Genomic DNA, 26920 nt, shown 5'->3' with positions numbered 1-26920 from the left:
GGATCTCCTCTGCTCGGTGGCCGAAGGTGCTCGCCGGTCCGGCCGTGAGAGGCGTGCTGACGACCGTGCACGGACGCGCCCGGCGGTGCACTCGGGCCCTACAGCAGGACGGGGAGTGATTCCAGCCCTCGGACCAGCCGCGAGTGCCGCCAGCGGAGTTGGTCGGCCGGCTGGGCCAGTCGCAGGTCGGGGAAGCGCTCCAGCAGCACCCGTAGGGCGATCTCGATCTCGGCCTGCGCGAGCGGTGCGCCGAGGCAGCGGTGGATGCCGTGCCCGAACGCGAGGTGGGAACGGGCCTCCCGGTCCAGGTCGAGCCGGTCCGGGTCCGGGAACCTGGCCGGATCGCGGTTGGCGGCGCCGGGGCTGACGAAGACCGGACTGCCCGCCGGTACGTCCGTCCCGCCGATCCGGACCGGCTCGGGTGCCCAGCGCCAGGTGGCGATGCTGACCGGGGAGTCGAAGCGCAGCAGCTCGTCGACGGCGGCCGCGATCCGGTGCGGGCCGGACCTCAGGAGCTCCAGTTGGTCGGGGTGCTGCAACAGGGCCAGGACGGCGTTGCCGATCGCCGCGGTGGTCGTCTCGTGCCCGGCCACCAGGAGCAGTACCGCCAGCGAGACCAACTCCTGTTCGCTGAGCCGGTCGCCGTCGCCGTCGCGGACGGCGACCAGCGCGGACAGCAGGGCTTCGTCCGGGTCACGGCGCTTGGCCGCGACCAGCTCGGCCAGGTAGTCGGCCAGCGCGTGGGAGGCGGCGTCGATCCGCTGGTGGTCCCCGGTCGCGAGCAGGTCCGTCGACCACTGGCGGATGCGGTGGCGGTCACTCGTCGGCACCCCGAGGAGCTGACAGATCACGGTGACCGGCAGGGGTGCCGCGAAGCTCTCGACCAGGTCGACCCACTGTCCGGGGGACCAGCTCTCGGCCAACTGTTCGGCGAGCGCGGCGACATAGGGGCGCAGCGCGTCGACCGTGGCCGGGGTGAACGCCCGGGTGACCAGGCGGCGCAGCCGGGTGTGGTCGGGCGGGTCGCTGTTGAGCATCGTGGTGGCCAGCGCGGGGTGCAGGGAGCGTCCCGACGGGCGGTCGGCGAAGAACGCGGCGGTGTCCTTCGACAGCGCGGGGTGGGCGAGCGCCGCTCTGGCCTGGTCGAAGCCGGTGACCACGGCGGCCGGTCCGGTGCCGCCGTCCAGGGGCAGTTCGAGCACGGGCGAGCGTTTCCGCAGGGCCGCGTAGGTGGGGTACCGGTCCGCGTAGAAGGCCGGGTCGGTGAAGGGGGAAGCCATGGTGCTCCTCGGCCGCGTCGTCGAACGCCGGGTGTCGGTGGGCGGCGGCACGGTGGGCGATCTCGTTGCTGACGTACTGTTCCGCGACCCACCGTAGTGCTGGGGAGTTCGGTGGTGGCGATGATCCGGGTGGGTCCGTCGAACGTTTTCGCACAATGTCCGGAAAGCGGAAGCCGACCACAGTGCCGTGCACCGGGTCACCGGCTGCGGGTACGGTCCGCAGCCGGTGACCCGACGCAGGGGCTACTCCTCGGTCGGGCCGAGGTCGGGTGTCTCGCGCAGCTCGACGGTGAGTGCGCGGTGGGCGGCGTGCAGCTCCAGCACGGTGATCTCGTTCGACCCCGGGTGCAGGACGGGGCCGGGCACGTAGAGCGAGCGCTGCGGGCCCCGGGACCAGTGGCGGCCGAGGTGGAACCCGTTGATCCAGACGTTGCCCTTGGTCCAGCCGGGCAGGTGGACGAAGGTGTCGGCGACCTCGTCGATCCGTACGGTGCCGCGGTGGAACGTCGGGCCCACCGGGGCGGTGGCGGTCTCGGCGAAGGCGAGACCGTCGAGGGAGGTCAGCGGGAGTGGCAGGCTGCTCCAGCCGGTGAGTTCGGTGCCGTCGAGCAGGACCAGGCCGAGCAGTCCCTTGCGGTCGTGCATGCCGGGCCCGTAGTTGACGCGGCCCTGGTTCTCCACCAGGACGCTCAGGACGGCGCCCGCCCGGGGCACGGTGAAGGCGAGGGACCGCTCGTGGCTCTCGCGTTCGAGAACGCCGATCGGCTGGCCGTCGACGAAGACCTGGGCGCGGTCGTGGACCGCTCCCACTTCGAGCAGGGCAGGACCGGGGTTCGGCAGGGTGGTCCGGTACAGGACGAAGCCGAAGTCCTGCCCCAACTGCTCCATGGTGAGCGGTCGTTCGGCGTGCACGGCCTCGCCGAGGGTCGGCAGGTTGGCGAGCAGCGGTGCGCTGGTGGTGAGCGGGACCGCAGCCGATCCGGTCCTGGCGGCGCGGGCGGGTACCGGCTCCGCCGGGACGGGCGCGTACTTGGCGATCACCTGGCGGAACGCCTGGTACTTCGCCGTCGGGTCGCCGGCCTCGTCGAGCGGGGCGTCGTAGTCGTAGGAGCCGACGGTCGGCCGGTAGGTGTGTTTGTCGTTGGCGCCGTTGGTGAAGCCGAAGCTGGTGCCGCCGTGGAACATGTAGAGGTTGACCGACGCACCGGTGGACAGCAGGGTGTCCAACTCCTCGGCGGCCTGGGCGGGGTCGCGGACCACGTGGCGGCCGCCCCAGCGGTCGAACCAGCCGATCCAGAACTCGGTGCACATCAACGGCCCGTTCGGCCGGTGGGCGCGCAGGGCGGCGAGACCCTGGGTGGAGCGGCTGCCGAAGTTGGCGGTGGCGAGGACACCGGGCAGCGAGCCCCGCGCGAGGTCGGCGGGCTGGTCGCAGGTGAACAGCGGGACGTCGACGCCGCACCGGCGCAGCAGTTCCGCGAGGTGGACCAGGTGGGCGGGGTCGCCGTCGTGGGCTCCGTACTCGTTCTCCACCTGCACGGCGATGACCGGGCCGCCGTTGGTCGCCAGGTGGCGGCTCAGCGGGGGCAGCAGACGCTCGAAGTAGGCGTCCACCGCGGCGAGATAGCGCGGGTCCTGACTGCGCAACAGGATGTCGGGGTCGGCGAGCAGCCAGGACGGCAGACCGCCGCCCTCCCACTCCGCGCAGATGTACGGGCCGGGGCGCAGCAGCACGTGCAGCCCTTCGGCGGCGGCCAGGTCGAGGAAGGCCGGCAGGTCCAGCCCGCCGTCCAGCCGGAACTCGTCGGGGCGGGGCTGGTGGAGGTTCCACGGCACGTAGGTCTCGACCGTGTTGAGCCCCATCAGGCGGGCCTTGCGCAGGCGGTCGGCCCAGTGTGACGGGTGGACGCGGAAGTAGTGCAGGCCGCCGGAGATGATCCGGAACGGCTCGTCGTCGAGGCGGAATCCCTCGTCGGTGATCTGCAGGACGGGCATGGTGCGGCTGCTCCTGGGGGAGTGGGTGTTCGCCTGCGCTCGGGGGCAGGGGGTGACGGGCCGGGGCCGGCGCGGGAGCGTGTCCCGGCGTCGGCCCCGGCCACGGGGTCACGGTGTGGCGACCTTGAAGCCCTGCTGGGTGCCGTAGTCGGCGATGCGCTTCTGCCAGGCGCTCAGACCGGCGTTGGCGTCGGTGGCCAGGCTCTGGCCGACGGTGTCCTTGAACACCGAGTTGGCGTAGACCTGGTAGGGGAGGTACTGCCAGCCCTTGCCGACGCTCGCCGAGGAGGCGGCGAAGACCTGGTTGGCGGGCTGGCCGCCGAGGGAGGCCAGCGGCTTCTCCAGGAAGGCGGGGTCGCTCAGCAGCTTGGTGGTGGCGGGGAAGAGGCCGTGCTCGGAGAGCGAACGGGCGGCCTCCGGGTCGGAGTTGAGCCAGATCGCGAAGGCCGCGGCGGCGGTCTTGTTCTTGCTGGTGCTGGGCACCGCGACGGCGGAGCCGCCGTTCTCCGAGGAGACGTTCTCACCGGCGGTCCACTGGGGCACCGGCGCGGCCCGCCAGTCCCCGGCGGTGTCGGGAATGGTGGAGACGATGTTGCCGGGGGCCCAGGCACCGGTGATCCACATGGCGTACTGGCCGCTGCCCATGGACTGCCACCACTCGTTGGTCCACCCCGGTGCGGGGTCGACGAGCTTGCGGCCGATCAGGGAGGTCCACAGGTCGGCGACCTTCCTGGCGGCCGGGTCCTGCAGGCCGACCGAGACCGAGGTGGCGTCCTTCTGCTGGAAGGGGCGGCTGCCGGCCTGCCAGAGCAGGCTGTCCATCCCGCCCGCGTCGCCCGGGTCGAAGGAGGTGATGAAGCGCTTCGGGTCCGACGCCTTGATCTTGACGGCGGCGGCCTCGAACTCGGCCCAGGTCTTCGGCGGTTCGATGCCGAGCTGGTCGAGGAGCTTCTTGTTGTAGAACATCGCCATCGGACCGGTGTCCTGCGGGACGGCGTAGATGCCGTCGCCGACGGTGACCTGCGACCAGGCCGACGGCGCGAACTTGGCCTGGAGGTCGGCCGCGCCGTACTCCTTCAGGTTGACCAGCCGCTTGGACATCGCGAACTCGGGGAGGGCGAAGTACTCGATCTGGGCGACGTCGGGGCCGCCGTTGCCCGCCTTGATGGCGGTCTGGAGCTTGGTGTACTCGGTCGCCGACTGGCCGGCGTTGACGATGTCGACCTTGATCTTCGGGTACTTCTGCTCGAACAGCGCCACCGTCTTGTCGAGGTTCGGCGCCCAGGTCCAGAAGGTCAGCGTGGTGGGGGTGTTCAGGGCGGTGGCCGGGTCGGTGGTACCGGAGCCGGTGGCGCCCGAACCGCAGGCGGTGAGGCCGAGGACCAGCGCGGCGGCCGGCACGAGGGCCAGCAGTCTGCGGCGCGAGGGGACGGATGCACGGGTCATGGCGTGACTTCCTTGCTGGGATCGCGGGGGAGGGAGCCGGATGGGGAACCGAACGGGGGTTACTCCTTGACGCTTCCGGCGGCCAGGCCGGACTGCCAGAAGCGCTGGAGGAACAGGAAGGCGACGACGAGGGGGATGATCGCCAGCACGCTGCCGGTGACCACCAGGGGGTAGAAGCCGGTGGTGGTGGCGCCGCTGCCGGCCGCGCCGGTGGCCAGCGAGTTCCACTGGTTGAGGCCGACGGTGAGCGGGAACCACTCGGGATCGCTGAGGACGATCAGCGGCAGGAAGTAGTTGTTCCAGGTCGCCACCAGGGAGAACAGCAGCACCGTGACGAAGCCGGGGGCGAGCAGGCGCAGCGAGATGGTGAAGAAGGTCCTGATCTCGCCCGACCCGTCGATGCGGGCGGCCTCCAGCATCGAGTCCGGGACGGCCCCGATGGCGTACACCCGCATCAGGTAGACGCCGAACGGGCTGACCAGGGAGGGCAGCAGGACCGCCCAGGGGGTGTCGACGATGCCGATCTCGCTGAACAGCAGGTAGGTGGGGACCGCCAGCGCGGTGCCGGGGACGGCGATGGCGCCGAGCACCAGGGCGGCCAGTAGGTTCCGGCCGCGGAAGCGGTACTTCGCCAGCGCGTACCCGGCCGCCGTGGCGACGAAGGCGGCTCCGCCCGCTCCGACCACCGCGTAGAGCAGGGTGTTGGCGAACCACCGGAGGTAGATGCCGTCGTCGAAGGTGAGGACGGCCCCGATGTTGTCGAAGAGGTGGAAGCCCTTGCCGAACCAGAGCCCGAAGCTGCTGGTGAGCGAGCCCGCGTCCTTGGTGCTCGACATCGCCAGCCAGAACAGCGGCAGCAGCGCGTAGAGCAGCATCAGGCCCATGGCCAGGGTGAGCGCGGTGCTCGATCGGCGGGCGCGCGGTCGGCGGCCGACGGGGGTGTTCGCGCTCACAGGCTCTGTTCCTTCCGCATCGACCGGGCCTGGACGGCGTAGGCGACCACGGCGGTCACCCCGCCCAGGACCACGGCGACGGCCGCCGAGTAGTTGAACTGCTGGCCGTTGAAGGCCAGGTTGAAGGCGTACATGTTGGGCGTGTAGCTGGTGGAGATCACGTCCGGGGCCAGCGACTGCAGCACGTTGGGCTCGTTGAAGAGCTGGAACGTCCCGATGATCGAGAAGACCGTGGCCAGCGCCAGGGCCGGTCGCAGGGCGGGGAGTTTGATGCTCCACGCCTTGCGGAACTCGCCGGCCCCGTCCACCTCGGCGGCCTCGTACAGCTCGTGCGGCACGGTGCGCAGCGCCGCGTACAGGATCAGCATGTTGTAGCCGACGTACTCCCAGGTCACGATGTTGCCGATGGACGTCAGCAGCCACGAGTCGCTGAGCAGCCTGGGTACGTCGGTGTGCAGTGCGTCGCCGAGCTGGCGGATCAGTCCGAAGCGGTCGCCGTAGAGGTAACCCCACATCAGGGACGCCACGACGGCCGGGACGGCGTACGGGACGAAGATCCCGATCCGGAACAGGGCCGGCCAGCGCAGCCGGCCGCTGTCGATCGCCAGGGCCGCCAGCAGGGCGAGGGCGAGCATCACCGGGACCTGGACCAGCAGGAACAGGGTGACCCGCCAGAGGCCAGCCCGGAACAGTTCGTCCCCCAACGCCCGGGTGTAGTTGTCGAATCCGACGAACACGTTCCCGCCGACCAGCCGGTCCTGAAAGAAGCTCAGGTAGGCGGCGTAGACCAGGGGTGCCGCGATGCCGATCACGAAGACGACCAGGAACGGTGCGAAGAAGACGTAGCCGAAGGACCCGTGACCGAGCCGGTTGGTACGGGATGCGCGGCGGGACCGACCTGTCGGTCGGACCGGAGTGGCCGGGGCCGAGGGTTGCGACGTGCTCACGGTAGTGCCCTTCACGGCTGATGTTTACGCCAACATGAAGCTGGCGCTGAGTCTCGACCGCTGACGGTGGGCCAGTCAAGGGGCGGTGACGGCGTGATGCGTCTTCGTGATGAAACGGCCCTGTCACACGGGGCGCCTCGGGAGAGCCGTCCCCGAGGCCGGCGAAGGATGCCCGAACGGGGCATCGGCCCAGCTCGGAGCCCCTGGTGGCGGGGGTACGGGTGGGCTCAGGAGGGGCTTCAAAGTCGGCTCGCCATCGGCGAGTTGACCTCGGCGGCCCAGGTTACGGCCGGGTATCGGTCGGTTCACCGGCTTGACGCGGCCCCGGGTGGCGGGCGACATTGCTTGCACCGCGTTTGAACGTGTTGATTTCTGATCGTTCTTGCTGGTTTCATCTGCCGTGACGCCCGGCCCCCTGGCCCGGCCCGGCTGCCCGGCCTCCGTGGCCCCCTCTCCTTCCCCCTCGTCGTGCGCCCCGTGTCGGCGCACGTGCTTAGGAGCTTTTCGATGATCCGTAACCATGGCAGCCGGGCTGTCGCCGCCGCCGGTCTCCTGCTGACGCTCGGTCTGAGCACCGCCTGCTCGACCGGCCGGACCGCCGGGTCGGACGCGGGCGCGTCTGTCGAACCGGTCAGCGGCAGGATTTCGCTGACGTACCTTCAGAAGCAGGGCGACCAGGAGTACTTCGTCGGAGAGGCGGCCGGTGCGAAGGCCAAGGCGGCCGAGCTGGGCGTCGATCTCAAGGTGGTCAACCTGGGCAACGACGCCAACAAGACGATCAGCGAGGTCCAGTCGGCCGTCGCGCAGAAAACCAACGGCGTGATCGTCGTCGTCCCGGACCCGGCGGTCGGCCCGCAGGTCGTGCAGCTGGCGAAGGACGCCAAGGTGGCGCTGCTCACCTCCGACGACCAGATCTGTTCGGCGGGCCCCGACCCGGCCGCGTGCGCCAAGGAGAACCTGATCCCGCGGATCGGCTTCAGCGGGCAGCAGATGGGCGGCGAGGTCGGCAAGCGGGCGGCCGAGGAGTACAAGAAGGCCGGCTGGAGCGCGGCCGACACCCGGATCGTCTCCGCCTGGAAGCAGGACGTGACGGTGTGCGGCGACCGGGTGAAGGCGGCCAAGGACGCCTTCAACTCCGCCGTGGGCGCGGGAGTTCAGACCATCGACGTGGCCACCGACAACACCCCCACCGGTGCCCAGGACAAGATCGCCGCGACGGTGACCGCCAACGCCGGGGTGAAGCACTGGGTGGTCTGGGGCTGCAACGACGAGAACGTGCAGGGCGGCGTCACGGCCCTGCAGAACGCCGGCATCGGCGCGGACGACGTGATCGGCGTCGGTCTCGGTGCCTATCTGGCCTGCAAGAACTGGAGCGGCGGCAAGCCCTCGGGGATGAAGGCGGCGCTGTTCATCAACGGCCGGGACGTCGGCGCCCTGGCGGTGCAGACCATGTACGACCGGCTGAAGAACGGCAAGGACTTCCCCGCCGAGGCGTTCGCCCCGACCACCATGGTCGACGCCGCCACCTGGAAGAGCGCGGGCGTGACCTGCGCCTGACCCGAACCGGCCGGCCCCGACCGCCCCGACCGGGGCCGGCTCCGGCCGCCTCCGGCCCCGGATGCCCCCGCAGCCGGGCCGGAGGCGGCACCCCACTCCTTCGGCGTCCTTCCCGAACCACCCCCCTTGAGGTGATCTGTCATGACTGCAGCGTACGGTCCGTCCAGCCCAGGGCCCCGGCCGCCGACCGGCACGGCCGCCGTCGTGGGAGTCACCAAGCGCTTCGGTGCGGTGCAGGCCCTGCGTGGTGTGAGTCTGGAGTTCCCGGCCGGTCAGGTGACCGCCCTGATGGGGGAGAACGGCGCCGGCAAGTCCACCCTGCTGAAGATCCTCACCGGGGACCACCAGCCGACCGAGGGACACGTCGAACTCGACGGCGTACGGCTGGACCTGTCCTCGCCAACCCGGGCCAGGGCAGCGGGAATTCGGATCATTCCGCAGGAGCCGGAGATCATCCCGCACGTCTCGGTCGCCGAGAACGTCTACGCGGGCGCCCTGCCCCGGCGGGCCGGGCGGCTGCTCGACCGGGCCGAGCTGCACCGCCGGGTGACGGCGGACCTCGACCGGCTCGGCTTCGCCGGGGTGCTCGACCCCACGCTGCTGGGCAGTCAACTCACACCGGCACAGCGGCAGTTGGTGGAGATCATGCGGGCCGTCACGGGCAAGGCGCGGGTGATCGCGTTCGACGAGCCGACGTCCTCGCTGTCGGAGCACGAGGTGGCCGCGCTGTTCGCCCTGATCCGCGGCCTGCGCGACCAGGGCATCGCGATCGTCTACGTCTCGCACCGGATGCAGGAGATCTTCCAACTCGCCGACCGGATCGCGGTGTTGCGTGACGGAGCGCTGGTCGGTGTGCAGGACGCCGCCGGCACCGGCGAGGGTGAGTTGGTGCGGCTGATGGTCGGCCGGGACCTCTCCACGCTGTTCGTCCGCGAGAACGCCGCCACCGACCGGCTGATCCTGGACGTCCGGGGTGTGACGACCGATCACGTCCGCGACATCGACCTGCAGATCCGGGCCGGCGAGGTGGTGGGCCTGGCCGGTCTGATCGGCGCCGGACGTTCGGAGTTGGCCCTGGCGCTGGCCGGGGACCTGCCCATCCACAGCGGGACCGTCACCCTCGACGGCGCGCTCCTGCCCTCCGGCAAGCCGGGCGCCGTGATCCGGGCCGGACTCGGACTCGCACCCGAGGAGCGGAAGGCGCAGGCGCTGTTCCTGCACCGCTCGATCCGGGACAACATCTCGACCGTCGTGCTGGAGCGCCTGCGACGCTTCCGGTTCGTCCGGCAGGGCGCCGAGCGGGAGTTGGCGCAGGAGTACACCGACCGGCTGCGGGTGCGGGCACCCTCGATCGAGCAGGAGGTGCGCAAGCTGTCGGGCGGCAACCAGCAGAAGGTCGTGCTTGCGCGCTGGCTGGCCCGCAGGCCGAAGGTGCTGATCCTGGACGAGCCGACCCGGGGCATCGACGTCGGCGCGAAGGCGGAGATCTACCAGATCATCGCCGACCTCGCGCAGGAAGGCGTCGCCCTGCTGGTGATCTCCTCCGAACTCCCCGAGGTCCTCGGCCTCGCCGACCGGATCGTCGTGATGCAGGGCGGCCGGATCACCGGCGAACTCGACCGTACCGAGGCATCCGAAGAAGCGATCCTCGCCCTCGCCATGGCGGACGACCTCGTCGCCGACCCCACCGCGACCATCTCAGCCCCTGGAGCCACCTCATGACCACCACCACGCCGTCCCCGGCCGTAGCGGGCAGGCCCACCGGTGCCAAGCGCCCCTTCCTCGCCGCCGTCGGTGGGCAGAACCTGAGTCTGATCGGCGCGTTGGCCGTCGTGCTGGCGCTGTTCGGGTTCCTGAACGACAACTTCCTGAGCCTGTCGAACCTGCAGGTCATCGCGGAGGCTGCCACCATCACCGGTCTGCTGGCCGTGGTCCAGACGGTGGTGATCATCTGTGGTGGGCTCGACATCTCGGTCGGCTCGCAGGCGGGCATCGCCTCCGTGGTCTCCGCGATGGCGTTCACCTCGGCGGGCTCCAACGCCCTGGTGGGCATGGCCGCCGCCGTCGGCGTGGGCCTGGTGGTGGGGGTCCTCAACGGTCTGGTGATCGTCTACGGGAGGGTCAACCCGACCATCGCCACCTTGGCCGGCCTCGCCGCCTACAAGGGCGTCGCCCAGCTCCTCTCCGACGGCCGCGCCCAGGGCTACGTCCTCAACGACGACCTGTTCGTCTTCCTGGGCCGGGGCAAGATCGCGGGACTCCCAGTCATGGTGTGGATCCTCATCCTGGTCGCGGTCGCCGTGCACCTGCTGCTGAAGTACACCGACATCGGCCGCAACGTCTACGCGATCGGCGGCAACGACACCGCCGCCCGGTTGGCCGGCATCAACATCAACAAGTACCTGGTCTCCGTCTACGCCCTGATCGGCGTCGTCGCTGCCGTCGCCGGCATCCTGCTCACCGCCCGCACCGGCTCCGGCCAGCCCGTCTCCGGCAGCGAAGGACTCGAACTCAAGGCCATCACCGCCGCCGCCCTCGGCGGCTGCGCCCTCAAGGGCGGCAAGGGCGGCATCGGCGGCACCCTGCTCGCCGTCGCCCTGCTCGGCGCCCTCGAGAACGGCCTCACCGTCCAGGGCATCAACTCCTTCTGGCAGAACGTCGCCCAAGGCGCCCTCCTGGTCGTCGCCGTCGTCATCCAGCAACGCCGCAGCGGCGAACGCGCCGTCGGACTGCCCGTCTGACCCCCGTACTCCGTCCCGCCGCCGAGTCGCGTCGAGGGCCGCCCCACGGATGTGGCGGCTCTGGTTCGCGGCGGGACGGGCCGGTGGTTCGGCCGCCGAGGGTCGGCCGAACCACCACAGGCTGCCGGTTGTCCACGCCCCGCGCGGGTAGGACAACCGGCAGCCTGCTGTGCTGTGCAGACCCGCCTTCGGGTATCGCGTGCCGCCCCGCTACCATGTTCACGCAGACACGTGAGGAAGGACCGGCATGGACCCAAGCGCGACGCCCGGCGCCACCACCCGCAGCAGGCAGCGCCCGCCCTCCCAGGCCGACGTCGCCGCTCTCGCCGGTGTCTCGTCCCAGACCGTGTCGCGCGTGGCCAACCACCGCTCCAACGTCGAACCCGAAACCCGCGAACGCGTCCTTTCGGCGATGCGGATGCTCGGCTACCAGCGCAACAGCGCCGCCCGCGCCCTCACCCTGGGGCGCTTCCACGTGCTCGGTGTGGTCGCCTTCGACATCGCGGCCCAGGGCAACGCCCGGACGCTGGCCGCCATCTCGCACGCCGCCCAGGCGTCCGGGTACTCGGTGAACGTGGTGTGCGCGGAGGAGCAGACCGAGGACGCCGTCCAGCAGGCCGTCCGGCAGCTCACCGACCAGGCGGTCGACGGTCTGATCGTCGTCGAGGCGCAGATCCTCGACCGGCGCGGCTTCAACGTCAGCTCGGGCGTCCCGGTGGTGGTGGCCGACGGCGATCCCGAGCGGCGGTTCCACTCGGTGGACACCGACCAGGCGGCCGGCGCGACGGCCGCGACCCGGCACCTGCTCGACCTCGGCCACCGTACGGTCTGGCACATCGGCGGCCCCCAGGACTCCTACGCCGCCCGCCGCCGTGCGGCCGCCTGGCACACCGCACTGAAGGACGCGGGAGCCCCCGTCCCCAAGCTGGAACTCGGCGACTGGACCGCCGCGTCCGGCTACCGGATCGGCCGGACGCTGGCCGCCCGTCCCGACGTCACCGCCGTGTTCGCCGCCAACGACCACATGGCCCTGGGCCTGATGCTGGCGCTGCGCGAGGCCGGGCGCAGGGTGCCGGAGGACGTCAGCGTCGTCGGCTTCGACGACGTGCCCGAGTCGGCCTACTTCGCGCCCCCGCTGAGCACGGTGCGGCAGGACTTCGAGGAGGTGGGCCGCCAGTGCGTCGGGCTGCTCCTCGACCAGATCGACTCGCCCGCCGGGGAGCGTCCGGCGACCCGGCCCATCTCCGTGACACCCGAACTGGTCGTCAGGTCGAGCTCGACCCACCCGCCGGCCCACCTCCGGGGATGAGGACGGTGCACCGCTCCTGAGGGGCGGCGCACCGTCAGCGCGACGCCCCTCCACCGGGCAGCCGTGGGCAGCGGTGAAGGGGCGTCGGCGGGGGCGGGGGCGGGTCAGGCTGCGGTCCGCCGCCACTGCTGGTTGGTGCCGCTGCCGCAGGTCCACTGCTCCAGCGCGGTGCCGTTGGCGGTGGACTGGTTGGTGACGTCCAGGCACTTGCCGCTGTGCCGGGCGATCAGGCGGACGTAGCCGGTGGCCCCGCTGACCTTCTGGACCTGCCACTGCTGGGAGGTCTGGTCGCCGCAGGCGTTCTGGACCACGAGCGCGCCGTCCACGGTCGAGGCACCGGCGACGTCGAGGCAGTTGCCGCTGTGCCGGGCCATGAGCTGGACGTAGCCGGTGCCGAGGTTCCTGATCCAGAAGTCCTGGTTGGCGCCGTTGCCGCAGTCCCACTGGATGAGTTGGGCGGAGGGAGCGGAGGAGTAGTTCGCGATGTCGGCGCACTTGCCGCTCTGACGTCCCGTCAGGCTCTCCCAGGTGACGTTCATGCCGGCGACCGTGCCTGTGGCCGTGTTCACGGTGATCCGGGGCGAGTAGCCCATGCTCATCGTGGTGTCGGTGGGGAAGGTGAGGGGCAGCCAGACGTACTGGGAGTCGTTGACCGTCCCGCCCATGGAGTTGCCCCAGCGGTCGCCCAGGTACAGGTAGCCGGTGCCGCCGGTGCCCTGCACCGGCAGGACGAAGGCGGTCTGGCTCCAGTAGGTGATCCCGTCGCCGATGTCCTGCAGGCCGCTCCAGGACCCGGTGATGCTGGAAGCGGTGCCGTACTTCTGCTGGTTGGGCGACCACCCCTGGGCGCCGGAGGTCAGCAGGAAGTAGACCCCGTTGCGCTTGAACAGGGCCGGCGCCTCGCGGGACTGACCCACCCACAGACTCTGCACCTGGGCGTCGATCCCGGTGTAGTCGGCGGTGAGCCGGTAGATGTGCAGGTCGGCGTTCTCGTTGGCGGCCGAGATCATGTACCCGGTGCCGTCGTCGTCCACGAAGGTGGTGATGTCACGCGACATCTCGCCCAGCGGCCGGAAGCTCCCCTGCCAGGTGTAGTCGCCGTCGACGGTGTCGGAGACCGCGACCGCCGCCCGGGCCTCGCCGTAGTGCGCGCCGTACTCCTTGTGCATCCACATGACGAACTTGCCGGTCGCGGCGTTGTACATGACCTTGGGCCGCTCGACGATCGCGTAGCCGAGCTCCGGGGCCGCGGCCTGGGTCAGGACGTTGTTGCGGAACTCCCAGGTCCTGAGGTCGGTGGAGCGGTACGCGGAGACGTACTTGAAGGTGTTGTCGGCGTTGCGGTTCTCGCCGAACCAGTAGTAGTACTGGCCGACCTTGATGACGCCGGCGCCGTGCGCGTGGACCGGGTTCCCGGCGGTGTCGGTGAACTGGGTGCCGTTGGTAATGGTCACCGTGGCCGCCTGCGCGGTGCCGAAGCCTTGCAGGAGGGGGAGGAACAGCGCCAGCAGGGCGCCGAGCACAATCGTTCTCAATCGCGGCATCTCTTCAGACCTTCGTTCTCCGATGCGAGCGCCGGTACGGGTCGGTCCTGGCCGCGCAAACACGCCGGGGCCGTGGGTGGGCCCGGGGTGCGGCGGAGGACCCTCCGGATCCAGCTCCGTGGAACGCGCAGGCATCGTGGGTGGGGGAGGCTTGTTGCTCGCTCTCGTGCCGTCAAGTACGAGAATGTGATGGGCAGTTGGGGTGGGAACCCTCGGTGGCCCGGGGTTGCCCGACTTCCGTGCACCCCGGTCTCCGGCCTGGTGGGTCAGGCGGACGGCCGGGAGGTGACCGCTTGTCGCGACGGTCTGCCCGTCCAAGCATGTTGACGCAAACAAGCGGTCGACCGAGAGTCTCGGAGTGAGGACCCGGTGGTGTCAAGGGATTCGGCAAAACACGGGACTGCCTTCGGCACGGTCCGGTCGCGCATCGTGGGCGATCTGCCGGCCGGGCCCGCCGGCGGCCGGAAAGGTGGGAAACCCGTCCTTGCCGGCGGGCCGGGCGCGGAACAGCGTGGAGAGTACGGCGGCACCGACCCCGGCGAGGTCCTGCACACACCCGGCCGCTTCGACGAATCAGCTCGGGCCTGACCCCGGATCAGCAGGACGTACGGCAGCGGCCGGGTCGTCGGCCAAATGCGGATGCGGATTGCCGGCCCGGACGTCTACTGTCCCGGCCATGCCGAGATCCTCCGGATACACCCCTGCCCAGCGCCCTGGCGGCGTCGTGACGATCACCCACCTCCGCAACCGGGCGTAGGGTCGGTCCGGCGGATCTTCGCGGTGGGCGTGCCACCTCATGCCGGGCGGCCGCTCCCTGCCACCTCAACACAGTCAAGGAGAGAGCAACTGACTCCGCATTCCCTCGCGTTCTACGTGGACGCGGTCACCTCCGGCACGGTGCTCGGCGCCAAGCCGACCGACAGTCCCGACCAGGTCACCGAGATCCTGGGCGGTGACTTCGACGAGAACTCCCGCTACGTCCACAGCATGTGGCGCGACTACGGACTGGTCGAGTTCTTCTGGGTCCGTGAATCGCCCGACCACCCGTGGGAGGGGCATCACTTCACCCTTCAGGTGCATCGCCTCGCATACCGGGGCGACCACCTGGTCAACAAGGCGATCCGTGAGCGGTACGGCCGTTTCGACCGGCACCTGCGCTTCGACAAGCTGCAGCGGTTGCTGGTGAACCGCGGCGTCTGTCTGGAGGACGTCCCGGACGCCGAGGCCCCGGCCTTCACCCTGCACTGGCAGCCCGCCTCACAGGTGTCCGTCATGGCTTTCCGGGAACGCGGGTGCGGGCGGTCCGGGCGGCGCGGCAACCGACTTGTCGGCGACGTGAACAGCATCTCGTCATCACTCACTGCCGGGAAAGTGGCATGGAACCGAGCACGCTACGGCCGCCAGGACCCCTGACGCTGGCCCGGTAGGACTCGCGGGTCGAAGTCGGGTGGCCGACCGAGGGAGTGATCACCCCGCTTCGTTCCCATCTCGTGGCCCTTCTGCCGCCGGTGTCCATGCACCTGCCCGTGCAGCCTCGTGGGGAAGGACCGACCGGGTGGGGAGCCGTCCGGGATGAGAACACGATTGAGTGACCGCGTCCGCAGGTGTGGTGTCGGGCCTGGTCGGTCAGGAGCGACAGCGCCGCGTGGTTGCGACCTGGCGACCCGGTGCCGTTCCCGGCAAGGCTTGCCCTGGCACGGCACCGGCCGGCACGGCCGGCCAACCGCCCGCCACACGACCGGCGGGGCCAGGAGCCGGCCCTGGCCCCGAGCCGGCACCGTGCAAGGACACCTCCCATGAATCCCGCCCTGTGGATCAGCGGCGGACTGCTCGCCGCCCAACGCCACGAACGCGCCCGCGCGTTGAGACACGCTGGCAGCGCCGCTCCGTCTCCCGCTTCCAGTGGCGGCGGTACTCCTCGACCACAAGCACAAGGCACTTCACCGATCCAGTGAACCCTCACGGCCCCAGCACCGGACCGACCGCTCCCGCAGCATCGCCCGGATGCCGACGCCAAGCTGGAGTTGAGCAGGACAGCGGCGGATCCAGGTCTGCCCGCCTGTCCCATGGCGGGGGCTCCCGGCTGGTCCACAGATCCCGGGACGTACCCGGGACCACGACCTCATGCCACCGGGCATCGCGGATTCCTAACGTAGGAGCACGCGTTGAGCACTCGGCCGGTGACACCGTCCGGCAGCTCAGGCGATCCGGGTCGTCGACGACGACCCACTCCATGAGCCGGGGCCCTCCCGGCCCGTGTGTTCCAACAGTGAAGTACTGGAGGATCCCAGATGGGTTGGAACCAATTCACGCTGTCCTCGACCGGCACCTCGGACCCGTCGAGCCGACTCGCGGCGGTCTCCCGGATCGACGGCAGCATGGAGGTCTGGTGGGTCGCCTCGAACGGCTCCGTCTAGGGAGCGTATCGAGTCGTGATCAATCTGTGGGATGTGCCTTCGTGGCACGGCCCGGTCCGGTAGACCGTCTTGCGTGACGCGAGTTCAACTGACTGATGATGAGTGGGAGTTCATCGAGCCGTACCTGCCGATCGGCGAGTACGGCCCGTACCCCGAGCGGCTGCGGCAGCAGTTCGAGGGTGTGATCTGGCGGTTCAAGACGGGCGGGCAGTGGCGGGAGATGCCGACGGAGTTCGGCGCCTGGTCGACCGTCCACAACCGCTTCCGGCAGTGGCGCAACGCCGGGGTCTTCGAGGCCCTGCTGGAGGGCACGATCGCGGAAGCCGCGAAGCGCGGTGAGGTAGATCTGTCCCTGGTCAGCATCGACTCCACCACCGCCCGGGCCCACCACGACGCGGCCGGCATGCACCTCGACGGGGACGTCGTCACCGCCCTGGAGAAAGCCGCCGCCGAGGAGGAGAAGGCTAGGTCAAAGGGGGCGGCCTCGAAGAACAAAGCGGGCAGGAGGCCGAAAGCGATCCCGCGCGAGAGGAGCGAAGACGCATCCGGCGTCGGCACGGACTCCGACTGAAGGCCGCCCTGCTCGGCAGGTCCCGGGGCGGACTCACCAGCAAAATTCATCTCGCCGCGGACCGCGGATGCCGTCCGCTTGCACTTGTCCTGACCGCCGGACAGGCCGGGGACAGCCCGCAGTTCATCCCCGTTCTGAAGAGGGTGCGGGTGCGCGGGCCCGTCGGCCGTCCCCGCACCCGGCCGGACGCGGTCGCCGGGGACAAGGCCTACTCGTCCCGCGGAAACCGCGCCCACCTGCGTAAACGCCGAATCAAGGCGGTCATCCCGGAGAAGAAGGACCAGGCCGCCAACCGGAAGAAGAAGGGCTCCGGAGGCGGCCGCCCCGTCAGCCACGACGCCGACCTCTACAAGGAGCGGAACACCGTCGAGCGCGCGATCAACAGGATGAAGGCGTGGCGCGGCATCGCCACCCGCTACGACAAGACTCCGGGCAGCTACCTCGCCGGCCTCCACCTCCGCGCCTCGATTATCTGGATCAAGGACCTCACGCGAAGCTCCACTTGATCACAACCAAATACGCTCCCTAGGGGGCGTACTGGTACGAAGGCTCGCCGTGGCAGCGCTATGAACTCGCGCCCGCGGGCAGTGCCTCGGTCAACGGCGGTATCGCCGCCCTCTCCCGCATCCCCGGCAGTATGGAGGTGTGGTTCGTCGGGGCGAACGGTTCGGTGCAGGACCGTTATTGGTACGAGGGCAGTCCCTGGCAGAGCTTCGAGCTCGCGCCTGCAGGCAGTGCCGCGACCACCGGTGGTGTTGCTGCGGTGTCCCGGATTCCGGGCAGTATGGAGGTGTGGTTCGTCGGGCCCAACGGCTCCGTCCAGGACCGCTACTGGTACGAGGGCAACAACTGGCAGAGCTTCGAACTCGCACCCGCCGGCAGCGCCTCCACCCACACCGGAATCGCGGCGGTGTCCCGGATCCCCGGCAGCATGGAGATCTGGTTCGTCGGGCCCAACGGCTCCGTCCAGGACCGCTACTGGTACGAGGGCAACAACTGGCAGGCATTCGAACTCGCACCCGCCGGCAGCGCCTCCGTCACCAGTGGCGTCGCCGCCCTCTCCCGGATCCCCAACAGCATGGAGATCCGGTTCGTCGGGGGCGACGCCTCCGTCCAGGACCACTTCTGGTACGACACGTCGAGCAAGAACTTCGACCAGGACGTCACCACCGACATCGCCATCGGAGGCTCGGCACACGTCGTGATGCGGCAGGACGGCTTCTTCTCGTTCAGCACGCACGCCCACGACAGCGGGTTCGACAACGTCGACTACACGATCACTGCGGCCGTCCTGACGCCGGACGGAACCGTGTTCACCTTCCAGCACTCCGGTCACACCGAAGGAACCGTGGCCGGCCTGCCCTTCGGTACCCCCGACCGCAACGACGACTTCACGTTCGTCGGAAACGACCCGAAGATCACCGAGAAATGGGACGGCATCCTCAACGGCACCTTCCAGGCCAGCCTGCAGGGGACCGATACCCTCGCGGCCGGCGTCACGGGAGCCCTCGGCGACGTCGTGAAGGCGATCGTGTCCGCGGCGGGCAAGGCCGCGGCCGAGGCGGTCATCAAGCTCGTCTCCTGACCCCCGGCCGGTTCCGGCAGTAACCGGCCCCTGCCCCGAGGCACCGGCCCGGCTCCCTCCCAGGAGCCGGGCTGATGCCACGTCAGCGCATGGGCTCAGCCCGTCTCATGCTGAGGAGTGCCGCCCGGGGAGCAGGCGCGGGAGTGAGATGTCCGCGCAGAGCAGGACATCCGCTCTGCCGAAAGCTCTGAAGACGGTCTCTAACCGACCAGGCGACGACGCCAGTCCAGGGGCGTGACGGTGATGGCCCGGTCAGGGTCGCGGTCCCACTCGACAGGGAGGCCGACCGCTTCGAGGGCGGCCACGACCTCGTGGCCGATGGCTGCGGTGGTCGCGGACGAGCCGTCGAAGCCGCCGTAGAGCAGCATCAAGCCCTGGCCCGCTGCGGCGGAGTCCGTGCACTGCGTGTGGAAGTAGACGAACCCCCGGGCGTCGGGGCCGCCTTCGCCGCCGATCTCGGACTGGCCGCAGTTGCGGCAGCAGGTGAAGTTCTCGCGGGCGGTGATGCCGGCCCGCTGCAGGGTGGCGAATGCGCGGGAGAGCCGTTCGGGGTCGGTTTCGCCCTGCCAGCGGGCCTGTTCCGCGACGCGTTCCAGCCAGAGCCGGTCGGCCAGCGCCGCTGCCTGCTCGCGCGAAACGGGCCGGCGGTCCGCCGTGACCAGGTACTCCTCGGCGAGCTCCGCGAGTTCGGCACGGGAGGCGTAGCCGCCGGCCAGCACTTCGCGGACCCGCTTCTCCAACTCCGCGCGGTCGCTTTCGTCGAGGTCGAGCGGCGGCACCTCACTGGCGGGACCCATGTCCACCGATGACCAGGCCAGACCGGTGTCCCAATCCGACTGCCGGCCGGCCCAGCCGGTCATCGCCGCGATCACGGCCGAGGGGCCGTCGGCCGTCGCCTGGAAGTGCCGGTCGGCGGCGCCGTCGCGGTGCTCCAGCGTGTAGTCGCCGCCGGACTCGTGCCAGACCTGGGCGAAGACGTCCGGCAGGTCGGGTATCCGCTGGATGACCAGGAACCGGTCGCCGTCAGTGCCGATGCGCCTGACCAGCGCGGCCAAGTCCTCGGCAGCCACGCGGACGTGCCGCTCCCAGTTCTCCGTCTTCACCATGATCTCGAGCATCCGCAGACTCTGACACACCTGCCTGACGGCACCGTGCACCGGCTGCGGTGGTGAGACGCCGAGAGGGCGTTCCACCCCGGCGTTTCGTCCTGTTGTATCGGGATGGTGGTTCATCTGCCACGCCACGTCGGGGTGGATTCGCCGGTGAGTCGGCTGGTCATGTGATGTGGCGAGTGGCTTCGGTGCGGTGTGCAGGACCGGCGGCGTTCACCCGTCCGGGTCGGCGTGGATCGTGGTGCGGGGGTGCCGAGGGATGGTCGACTCGAGGGTGGGCCGCGCGAGGTGGACCCGGTCATCGGAGGAGTAGCTGTGATCCGTCGTGCGTCGACCCTTGCGCTGGCCGTGGCCGTCGGCGGTGCCGCGCTGCTCGCCGGGGGCGCACCGGCAACGGCCGCGGGCGGGACGGTCAGCTGTGACGTCGCCGCCATGGGCGCCCGGGCCGCGCAGTTGCGGGCGCAGGGGCGGTATGCGGAGGCGCAGGCCGTCGAGCAGCGGATCAGGGCCTGCGAGGACGCGGAGAACGGGAGCAGCGGTCCGCTCTGGCGGTGAAGCGGTGAAGCGGTGAAGCGGTGAAGCGGGTGATCCTCGCGGCGGCCGGTCCCCGGCGGGTGGCGCGGGGACCGGTACCGGGGGCGGGTCAGCCGGCTGCGGCGAGGGTGGCGGTGGCCATGGACTGTTCCCCGGCGGCGTTGGGGTGGAACGGGGCCGCGCCGCTGGCGATGAGGGGTTCGAGCCAGCGGGTGCCGGTGGGCTTGCAGGCGTCGTGGCCGACGGACGGGGTGTAGGTGTCGACGTAGCGGGCGCCGTGGCCGGCGGCCTGGGCGGCGATCACGGCGTTGAGGTGCTTCTCGGTGTCGCGCAGCCAGGGGGCGTCGCCCTTGGCGATCGAGACGGTGGAGAAGCAGTTGGTGCCGTTGTCGGGCAGGATCGCGGGATAGCCGGTGACCAGGACGGTGGCCCCGGGCGAGCGCTGCCGGATGCCGTCGAGGGTGGCGGCGATCCTGGCGGCCGTCGCGTCGATCTTCACGGCGAGCTGGTCGACCCCCGACTTGGCGTAACTGGACTTGCAGGGTGCGCCGTTGGGGGAGAACAGTCCGAGGGTGGCGCAGCGCACGATGATGTCGGCGAAGCCGATGTCGTTACCGCCGATGGTGAGGGTGACCAGGTCGGTGTCGGCGGTCAGGGCGTCGAACTGCGGCCCGCCGGAGCCGGTCTGGGTGGTGGTCATGTGCGCGGTGGTGGCGCCGCCGCAGGTGACGTCGGCCCGGGCGGTGGGTGCCAGGGCCGCGCTCACCAGCGAGGGGTAGTTGCGGCTGGAGCGGGTGCAGGCGGTGTCGATCTGGTCCGGTACGCCGGCGCCGGAGGCGTACGAGTCGCCGAGCGCGACGTAGCGGGCGTACGAGGTCCGGGCGGCGGCGGGGCTCGCGGTGGCGGTCACGGTGCCGGCGAGTGCGGCGGTCAGCGCGAGGGCGGTGACGGTGGTGCGGGCGCGGGTGGTTCCGGTCGACGGCATGGGGGTGCCTCCGGGTGGGGTGGGTGGGGGAGGAGCACCCGCCGGGTGGGCGTGGGGGCGCCGACGGGAGGCGCTGTCGCCCTCCGCCGTTGTTACCAGGCGGTGCTACCGTGCGGTAAGGATGTGCGGCGAGTGATGAACTGTCAATAACTCCGGCAGCAAAGGGAGTTGGTGCCGCCGCCCGGCGCGGGCCGGGCGGCGGCACCCGGGTCGGGTCAGCCGCGGTAGTGGTTGCGGTGTTCCTGCAGGAAGGCGTCGAGGGTGCGGGGCGGTCGGCCGAGGAGGTCGGCGACGGTGGTGGTCGGGGTGTCGGGGCGGGCGATGGCGAGTTGCTCGATCTCCGTGACGTGCTCGGCGAGCCAGCCGGGCATCCGGACCCGGTGGACGAGGTGGTCGCGCAGCTCCTCCGGGGTGAGGTGGACGTAGCGGACCTCACGGCCGGTCAGGACGGTCAGCCGGGCGGCGAGTTCGGGGTGGGAGACGGCTTCGGGGCCGGTCAGGGTGTAGGTGCGGCCGGCGAGTCCGGGCCGGGTGAGGACGGCGGCGGCGACGTCGCCGATGTCGCGGGAGTCGACGTAGGTGCAGGAGGCGTCGCCCATGGTCCCGAGGACGACGCCCTGGGCGACGCCGGGGGCGAGCCGCAGCAGGTTCTGCATGAACGCGTACGGACGCAGGACGGTGTGGGTGAGCCCGGTGGCCCGGAGGTGTTCCTCGATGGCGTGGTGTCCTCGGGAGATCGCCACCGGCGAGTCGGGCTCGGCGGCGGGGGCCGAGACCTTGACGAGGTGTCCGATGCCCGCGTCGGCGGCGATGTCGATGACGCGGGTCTCGAGTTCCACCTGGGCAGGGCTGTTGGCCATGGCGAGGAAGAGCCGGCTCGCGCCCTTGAAGGCGGTGCGCAGCGAGTCGGGGTCGGTGGCGTCCGCGTACTGGACCTCGACGGGAAAGCGGTGCGCGCCGGTGAGGCCGGGCAGTGGCTGTTCCGGGGTGCGGGTCAGCGCGCGGACGGGCTCGCCGAGGGCGAGCAGGCTGTGGAGCAGGGCGTTTCCGGTGGTTCCGGTCGCTCCCATGACAACGATCATCGGGTGTCCTCGTTTCCTGGTGGGTGTTACGGCTGGTGCGTGGCGGCGGTGGCGGTGACGGTGCTGCGCCAGCGCAGGGTGACGATGGTGGTGGCGAGGGCCGCCGACACCGGCAGGTCGATGCGCAGACGGTCCAGCCAGGCCGCGTCGGGTATCGCGGTGTGGGCGGGCAGCCACTCGGCGGCGAACCAGCCCAGCAGCCCGGCCGCGCCGACGGCGGCGACGAGCAGGACGGCGGTCAGGACGACGCGCGGGACGGCGACGGTCCACCGGCGCGGCCGGCCCCCGCGGTGCAGCCAGGCGCCGATCAATAGCGCCACCACGGCGGAGGTGCCGGCGATCGAGGTGACGGCCGCCCTGGCGAGGTCGGGCTGTCCGGTGAGGATTCCGGCGGTGCCGGCCATCAGCGCGGGGGCGGCGTAGGCGGTCAGTACTTCGCGCCAGAGGACGAACCGCCGGGGTGGTGGGGTGGCGGCCCGGCGTCGGCCGACGGTGTCCTTCGTTGCGGTCATGCGGGCCTCTTTCTCGTGCGGGCGAGATAATTAGCTGGCTAACTACTGCGTCGTAAAAAAGGCCCGGCCCAGAGGGCGGGGCCGGGCGGGCCGGGGTCGGATCAGTCGGCGGTCAGGGCGGCGCTGCCCTGGACGACGCGGGCGAGCAGGTCGAGGAACACGGTGCGCTCCCGGGTGCTGAGCCCGCCCACCATCGACTCCAGGCGGCCGAAGTGCTCGGGTGCCATGTCACGCAGGCGCTGCGCACCGCGCGCGGTCAGGATGGCCACCGTGCCCCGCCCGTCCTCGGTGGACGGACGCCGGGCGATCAGGCCCTCGCGTTCGAGGCTGTCCAGCAGGCCGGTGATGGTGGCCCGGGAGACGTCGAGATCGGCCGCAAGGCTCGAAGGGGACTTCTCCCCGCCGTGCGCCTCGAGGACGGCGAGCAGGCGGTACCGTCCGGTCGAGAGGCCGAACCTGGCGAAGTGCGCCTCGGCTGCCCGGCCGACCCGCGCGCCGGCCGAGATCAGTCGCACCGCGACCAGCACCGCCTGCGGATCGACGGCCAGGCCGTAGTGCTCGACCTGCTGCCGGGCCTGCTCCAGTGTGGGTGTCTCGCCGTCGTCCCCGCTCCTCGTCATGTAGATAATATGGCGGCTAACTATCTCGGCTGTCAAGGTGCCGGTGCGGGCGGTCCGGAAATCCGTAGCCAGGGCCCGGCCCCCTTGCGTAAGGTGCACACTGCAGCTGCATCTGTTACCAACAAGAGGGGAGCGGGCGTCGATGCCGGACACCGGGATCAGTGAGCTCGTGCGGAGGTGGATCGAGGGCTGGGCCGTCTCCCGGGGCGGCTCGGACCCGATCGACGAGCCGTGGGGGTGGACGATCGACGTCGGGCAGCCCAGGCACGTCGCCCGGCACGTGCTGCCGGAGCCCTCCGAGGCCGAGGTGCGCGAGATCGTCGCTGCGACGAGCGCGCCCTGGACGTGGCTGAAGCTGTTCGCCGAGGACGAGGCGGTCCTGCCCTGGGTCGGGCCGGGCTGGCGGCGCGACCTCCCCGGCTTCCTGATGACCTGCCGGCTGGCCCCGGAGCGCCCCGAGGTGCCGGTCGGCTACATGCTCACCAGTTGGACCCGGGGCGGCGTCAGCCGCGTGCTGGTCCGGACGCGGGCCGGGCACTTCGCCGCCCGTGGGCAGATCGCCCGGGTGGGCGACCATGCCGTGGTCGACCAGGTCGAGACCGCCCCCGAGCACCGGCGCAAGGGCCTCGGTGGGCTGGTGATGCGCACGCTGCAGGGCACCGCGTACGAGGCCGGTGCGCGGACCGGCCTGCTGGTCGGCACACCCGAGGGCCGGGCGCTCTACGCCGCGCTGGGCTGGACCGTGCGCTCCCCGATGGCGAGCCTCTGGTACGAGCCGTCGGACGCCGCCCGCTGAGCTGGACAGGTTGCGAGGCGGTCAGTCGGCGAGGCGCATGGTGGTGATGCGGTCGGTGACCTCGGTGAGGGTGAGGGTGGCGGTGGTGCTGTCGTCCTCGAGGGGGACGTCCCAGTGTTCCTGGAGGGTGAGGAAGAGCTCGGCGACGGCCAGGGAGTCGAGGTCGAGGTCGGTGAGGGTGGCGTCGGGGCGGATCTCGGGTGCGGGGACCTCGAACTTCTCGGTCAGCAGGAGGGTGAGGTGTTCGTAGACGGCGTTCACGTGGCTGCCTCCAGGGTGAGCGGGTGTGCGGGGCGGGATCACGGGGTGCTGCCCAGTTCCGGCAGCGACAGGACGGTGGCCGTCGGGAGCACCTGGCGGGCGCTGCGGCCGAGCGCGCTGCCGGTGCCGGCCTCCAGCAGCACCGCCTGACGGTTGCCGGAGGCCAGCCGTAGCGCCTTCGGAAGGCGTACCGGACGGGTCAGGCACTCTCCCAGCAACTCCGGTACCGCGGACGGGTGTTGGTAGGTGCGGAGGTGGGCGGCCGAGTACACCGGCAGCTTCGGCGGGTGGCACGGGAGGTCGCGGACGAAGGCCGCCAGGGCGGCGGCGGCCGGAATCAGGGCGGGGTGATGGGCGTAGAACGGGACCTGGACGCGGACGGCGGGGAGGCCGTGGGAGGTGGCCAGCTTCGCCACCCGTTCCAGGGCGGGGGCGGGGCCGGCCAGGATGCACTCGGTGCGGGAGTTGACGCAGGCGATCACCACGTCGGGCTCGTCCAGGAACTCCCGTACGGCGGCCTCGCCCGCCCCGATCCAGGTCAGGCCGCCGTCGCGGGGGAGCAGCCGGCCCACCTCGGCGGCGACCCGGGCCCCGTCGGTCAGCCCGAAGACCCCGGCGGCGGTCAGCGCGCCGACCTCGCCGAAGCTCACCCCGAGCAGCCGGTCCGGTGCCCGGCCGCTCGCGGCGGCCGCGCGGTGGACGGTCAGACAGGCGCCGAACAGGGCCAGTTGATGGGCGCCGGGCGGGCCGTCGACCGACTCGCGGCCGTCGGGTGGCTCGGTGCCGAGCGCTATCGGGCCGATGGCCGGCAGTCCGGCCTCGGCGGCGGCCCGGTCGACGGCGGCGAACACCTCGGCGGCGAGGTCGCGGGCGGTGGAGCGGGTGGCGAGCCAGTCGCGCAGCACGCGGAGCTCGAAGTCGCCCTGGCCGGGAAAGAGATGGAGGGTACGCATCTGGGCTCCAGGGGCCGATGGGGTACCACTCGATTAACCGACACCCCGGGAGGCGCGCACAACCACCCTCCGTCCCAGTTCTGTTGAACGTGCCCGGGGTGTTGCGGGCGCGGGGGTGCCAGGTCCGTCCCCGCGAGCAGGGCGGGCCGCGACCGGTGGACGGTCGCCGGTGTCCGACGGCGGTGGCCGGAGCAGTGCACCGGGGATGACAGAATCGAACCCATGAGCAACGCCTACTTCGACATCACCATCGATGGCGCGCCTGCGGGCCGCATCGTCTTCAACCTCTTCGACGAGGTCGTTCCGAAGACCGCCCAGAACTTCCGCGAGCTGGCCACCGGCCAGAACGGCTTCGGCTACGCCGGCTCCGGCTTCCACCGCGTGATCCCGGAGTTCATGCTGCAGGGCGGTGACTTCACCAACCACAACGGCACCGGTGGCAAGAGCATCTACGGCGAGAAGTTCGCCGACGAGAACTTCGACCTGAAGCACGACCGCCCGTACCTGCTGTCGATGGCGAACGCCGGCCGCAACACCAACGGCTCGCAGTTCTTCATCACCACCATCGTCACCTCCTGGCTCGACGGCAAGCACGTCGTCTTCGGCGAGGTCGTCGAGGGCCAGGAGATCGTCGACAAGATCGAGTCCCTCGGCTCGCAGTCGGGTGCCACCAAGGCCAAGATCGAGATCGCCGCGTCCGGCGTCGTCGAGGCCTGATCCGAACCCCGTCGGCAACGCACCTGCGACCGGCTCCGGGCAGCGCCCGGGGCCGGTCGCGTTCGTCCGTCCCCGGTCAGCCGCGCCGCGACGGGTCGGTGGACCAGGAGGTCAGGATGCGCAGCGCGTCGTGGTCCGGGCCGCCGGCGGGCGCCGTGTACGTGACGAGGGTCTGGTCCGGGGCGGCGCCGAGCCGCATGGCCTGCCAGTCGAGCTCGATCGCGCCGACCACCGGGTGCCGGAGGCGCTTGCGGCCGCCGCCCGCGGCCCGTACGGCGTGGCCGCCCCACCAGCGCCGGAAGTCGTCGTCCCGGAGCGAGAGCTCCCCGACGAGCTCGGCCAGCCGGGCGTCGCCGGTGGCGTGGACGGCGTCCATCCGCAGGCTGGCCACGGCCTCGGCGGCGACGGCCGGCCAGTCGGAGTAGAGCGCGCGCATCCGTGGGTCGAGGAACAGCAGCCGGACCAGGTTGCGGTGCTCCGGCCGCAGGGCGGCGAAGTCGACGAACAGCGCGGCCGCGGCGCGGTTCCAGGCGAGGACGTCGGTGCGGCGGCCGAGGACCAGGGCCGGTGTGTGGGTGAGCGCGTTCAGCAGGTCCTGCACGGGACCGGCGACCCGGGCGGCGGCGGGGGAGCGGCGTGCGGGGCGGCTCCGGGCCAGCGTGCGCACGTACGTGTGCTCGTCGTCGGTGAGCCGCAGGGCACGGGCGAGGCCCGCCAGGACGTTCTCGGAGGTCGCGGTCACCCGGCCCTGTTCGAGCCGGGTGTAGTGGTCGACGCTCAGGGCGGCCAGCTGGGCGACCTCCTCCCGGCGCAGGCCCTTGACGCGGCGCGGGTTGCCGATCGGCGGCAGGCCCACCTCTTCGGGCGTGATCGCGGCACGCCTGGCCTTCAGGAAGTCTCCGAGTTCGCTCATCCGGGCCAGTCTGGCACCGGTGGTACGGCGCGTTCCCGGGTCGGTCGACCCCAGGAACGCGGTTCCCGGCCACCGGAGGGCTCTGGTCGC

The 26920-nt window shown here is 71.1% G+C and carries 24 protein-coding genes and 1 pseudogene; 11 read left to right on the top strand and 14 right to left on the bottom strand.

Annotated elements, in window-relative coordinates; translation table 11 throughout:
* Nucleotides 1-98: 98 nt before the first annotated feature.
* The 5 genes from OHV05_RS01430 to OHV05_RS01410 all read right to left on the bottom strand — a co-directional run bounded on the left by OHV05_RS01430 (nucleotide 99) and on the right by OHV05_RS01410 (nucleotide 6621).
* Nucleotides 99-1280, bottom strand: coding sequence for a cytochrome P450 (locus OHV05_RS01430; RefSeq protein ID WP_405015905.1), 1182 nt, complete (start codon nucleotides 1278-1280; stop codon nucleotides 99-101).
* 243 nt (nucleotides 1281-1523) lie between these two features.
* A complete protein-coding gene (locus OHV05_RS01425) occupies nucleotides 1524-3275 on the bottom strand; it encodes a glycoside hydrolase family 35 protein (protein ID WP_405015904.1) in 1752 nt (583 codons plus the stop codon).
* A 108-nt stretch (nucleotides 3276-3383) separates the two neighbouring features.
* Entirely contained in the window at nucleotides 3384-4721 is a 1338-nt protein-coding gene (locus OHV05_RS01420) for an ABC transporter substrate-binding protein (protein WP_405015903.1), read from the bottom strand.
* A gap of 59 nt (nucleotides 4722-4780) precedes the next feature.
* Nucleotides 4781-5674 carry a carbohydrate ABC transporter permease gene (locus OHV05_RS01415; RefSeq protein WP_405015902.1) on the bottom strand — a complete coding sequence of 298 codons (894 nt, stop codon included), beginning with the start codon at nucleotides 5672-5674 and terminating at the stop codon, nucleotides 4781-4783.
* Nucleotides 5671-6621 (bottom strand): carbohydrate ABC transporter permease, encoded by a 951-nt coding sequence (locus tag OHV05_RS01410; protein WP_405015901.1) that lies wholly within the window; start codon nucleotides 6619-6621, stop codon nucleotides 5671-5673. The genes OHV05_RS01415 and OHV05_RS01410 overlap by 4 nt, the downstream gene beginning before the upstream one ends.
* A gap of 507 nt (nucleotides 6622-7128) precedes the next feature.
* Here OHV05_RS01410 and OHV05_RS01405 point away from each other — a divergent pair.
* The 4 genes from OHV05_RS01405 (at nucleotide 7129) to OHV05_RS01390 (ending at nucleotide 12228) form a co-directional block, all read left to right on the top strand.
* Complete coding sequence (locus tag OHV05_RS01405; RefSeq protein WP_405015900.1) at nucleotides 7129-8178, top strand: substrate-binding domain-containing protein; 1050 nt, start codon at nucleotides 7129-7131, stop codon at nucleotides 8176-8178.
* Between the two features lie 141 nt (nucleotides 8179-8319).
* Entirely contained in the window at nucleotides 8320-9900 is a 1581-nt protein-coding gene (locus tag OHV05_RS01400) for a sugar ABC transporter ATP-binding protein (protein ID WP_405015899.1), read from the top strand.
* Nucleotides 9897-10919, top strand: coding sequence for an ABC transporter permease (locus OHV05_RS01395; RefSeq protein ID WP_405015898.1), 1023 nt, complete (start codon nucleotides 9897-9899; stop codon nucleotides 10917-10919). Before OHV05_RS01400 ends, OHV05_RS01395 begins: the two co-directional genes overlap by 4 nt.
* Before the next feature lie 247 nt (nucleotides 10920-11166).
* The gene (locus tag OHV05_RS01390) at nucleotides 11167-12228 is read left to right on the top strand and encodes a LacI family DNA-binding transcriptional regulator (RefSeq protein WP_405015897.1); all 1062 of its coding nucleotides are present in this window, start codon (nucleotides 11167-11169) and stop codon (nucleotides 12226-12228) included.
* A 104-nt stretch (nucleotides 12229-12332) separates the two neighbouring features.
* Here the strand turns inward: OHV05_RS01390 and OHV05_RS01385 are convergent, their stop codons facing one another.
* A complete protein-coding gene (locus OHV05_RS01385) occupies nucleotides 12333-13772 on the bottom strand; it encodes an RICIN domain-containing protein (RefSeq protein WP_405015896.1) in 1440 nt (479 codons plus the stop codon).
* Nucleotides 13773-14669: 897 nt separating this feature from the next.
* Here OHV05_RS01385 and OHV05_RS01380 point away from each other — a divergent pair.
* The 4 genes and pseudogenes from OHV05_RS01380 (at nucleotide 14670) to OHV05_RS01365 (ending at nucleotide 18345) form a co-directional block, all read left to right on the top strand.
* Entirely contained in the window at nucleotides 14670-15185 is a 516-nt protein-coding gene (locus OHV05_RS01380) for a hypothetical protein (RefSeq protein ID WP_405015895.1), read from the top strand.
* Nucleotides 15186-16063: 878 nt separating this feature from the next.
* Nucleotides 16064-16189 (top strand): hypothetical protein, encoded by a 126-nt coding sequence (locus OHV05_RS01375; RefSeq protein ID WP_405015894.1) that lies wholly within the window; start codon nucleotides 16064-16066, stop codon nucleotides 16187-16189.
* Between the two features lie 73 nt (nucleotides 16190-16262).
* Nucleotides 16263-17266 (top strand): annotated as a pseudogene (locus OHV05_RS01370) (IS5 family transposase).
* A gap of 131 nt (nucleotides 17267-17397) precedes the next feature.
* Nucleotides 17398-18345 carry a hypothetical protein gene (locus tag OHV05_RS01365; protein WP_405015893.1) on the top strand — a complete coding sequence of 316 codons (948 nt, stop codon included), beginning with the start codon at nucleotides 17398-17400 and terminating at the stop codon, nucleotides 18343-18345.
* A gap of 200 nt (nucleotides 18346-18545) precedes the next feature.
* On the opposite strand, the gene OHV05_RS01360 is transcribed toward OHV05_RS01365, so the two are convergent.
* Nucleotides 18546-19463: a DUF6891 domain-containing protein gene (locus OHV05_RS01360; protein WP_405015892.1), complete on the bottom strand. Its 918-nt coding sequence runs from the start codon at nucleotides 19461-19463 to the stop codon at nucleotides 18546-18548.
* 309 nt (nucleotides 19464-19772) lie between these two features.
* Here OHV05_RS01360 and OHV05_RS01355 point away from each other — a divergent pair, with 309 nt between their 5' ends.
* The gene (locus tag OHV05_RS01355) at nucleotides 19773-20012 is read left to right on the top strand and encodes a hypothetical protein (protein ID WP_405015891.1); all 240 of its coding nucleotides are present in this window, start codon (nucleotides 19773-19775) and stop codon (nucleotides 20010-20012) included.
* Between the two features lie 88 nt (nucleotides 20013-20100).
* Here the strand turns inward: OHV05_RS01355 and OHV05_RS01350 are convergent, their stop codons facing one another.
* The 4 genes from OHV05_RS01350 to OHV05_RS01335 all read right to left on the bottom strand — a co-directional run bounded on the left by OHV05_RS01350 (nucleotide 20101) and on the right by OHV05_RS01335 (nucleotide 23190).
* Complete coding sequence (locus OHV05_RS01350) at nucleotides 20101-20976, bottom strand: SGNH/GDSL hydrolase family protein (RefSeq protein ID WP_405015890.1); 876 nt, start codon at nucleotides 20974-20976, stop codon at nucleotides 20101-20103.
* 215 nt (nucleotides 20977-21191) lie between these two features.
* Nucleotides 21192-22046: an SDR family oxidoreductase gene (locus tag OHV05_RS01345; protein WP_405015889.1), complete on the bottom strand. Its 855-nt coding sequence runs from the start codon at nucleotides 22044-22046 to the stop codon at nucleotides 21192-21194.
* 38 nt (nucleotides 22047-22084) lie between these two features.
* Entirely contained in the window at nucleotides 22085-22570 is a 486-nt protein-coding gene (locus OHV05_RS01340; protein ID WP_405015888.1) for a hypothetical protein, read from the bottom strand.
* 101 nt (nucleotides 22571-22671) lie between these two features.
* A complete protein-coding gene (locus OHV05_RS01335) occupies nucleotides 22672-23190 on the bottom strand; it encodes a MarR family winged helix-turn-helix transcriptional regulator (RefSeq protein ID WP_405015887.1) in 519 nt (172 codons plus the stop codon).
* 142 nt (nucleotides 23191-23332) lie between these two features.
* Here OHV05_RS01335 and OHV05_RS01330 point away from each other — a divergent pair, with 142 nt between their 5' ends.
* Nucleotides 23333-23986 carry a GNAT family N-acetyltransferase gene (locus tag OHV05_RS01330; protein ID WP_405015886.1) on the top strand — a complete coding sequence of 218 codons (654 nt, stop codon included), beginning with the start codon at nucleotides 23333-23335 and terminating at the stop codon, nucleotides 23984-23986.
* Nucleotides 23987-24007: 21 nt separating this feature from the next.
* On the opposite strand, the gene OHV05_RS01325 is transcribed toward OHV05_RS01330, so the two are convergent.
* Nucleotides 24008-24247 (bottom strand): acyl carrier protein, encoded by a 240-nt coding sequence (locus OHV05_RS01325; protein ID WP_405015885.1) that lies wholly within the window; start codon nucleotides 24245-24247, stop codon nucleotides 24008-24010.
* Between the two features lie 38 nt (nucleotides 24248-24285).
* On the bottom strand, nucleotides 24286-25200 hold the full coding sequence (locus tag OHV05_RS01320; protein ID WP_405015884.1) for an ACP S-malonyltransferase: 915 nt from the start codon (nucleotides 25198-25200) through the stop codon (nucleotides 24286-24288).
* 222 nt (nucleotides 25201-25422) lie between these two features.
* Here OHV05_RS01320 and OHV05_RS01315 point away from each other — a divergent pair, with 222 nt between their 5' ends.
* On the top strand, nucleotides 25423-25917 hold the full coding sequence (locus OHV05_RS01315) for a peptidylprolyl isomerase (protein WP_405015883.1): 495 nt from the start codon (nucleotides 25423-25425) through the stop codon (nucleotides 25915-25917).
* A 76-nt stretch (nucleotides 25918-25993) separates the two neighbouring features.
* Here OHV05_RS01315 and OHV05_RS01310 read toward each other — a convergent pair whose 3' ends face one another.
* Nucleotides 25994-26830, bottom strand: a complete 837-nt coding sequence (locus OHV05_RS01310) for a helix-turn-helix domain-containing protein (RefSeq protein WP_405015882.1) — start codon at nucleotides 26828-26830, stop codon at nucleotides 25994-25996.
* Nucleotides 26831-26920 lie beyond the last annotated feature (90 nt).

The sequence above is a fragment of the Kitasatospora sp. NBC_00070 genome, from assembly GCF_045041205.1.
Classification (GTDB): domain Bacteria; phylum Actinomycetota; class Actinomycetes; order Streptomycetales; family Streptomycetaceae; genus Kitasatospora.
This window is presented reverse-complemented; position numbering and strand designations above follow the sequence as displayed.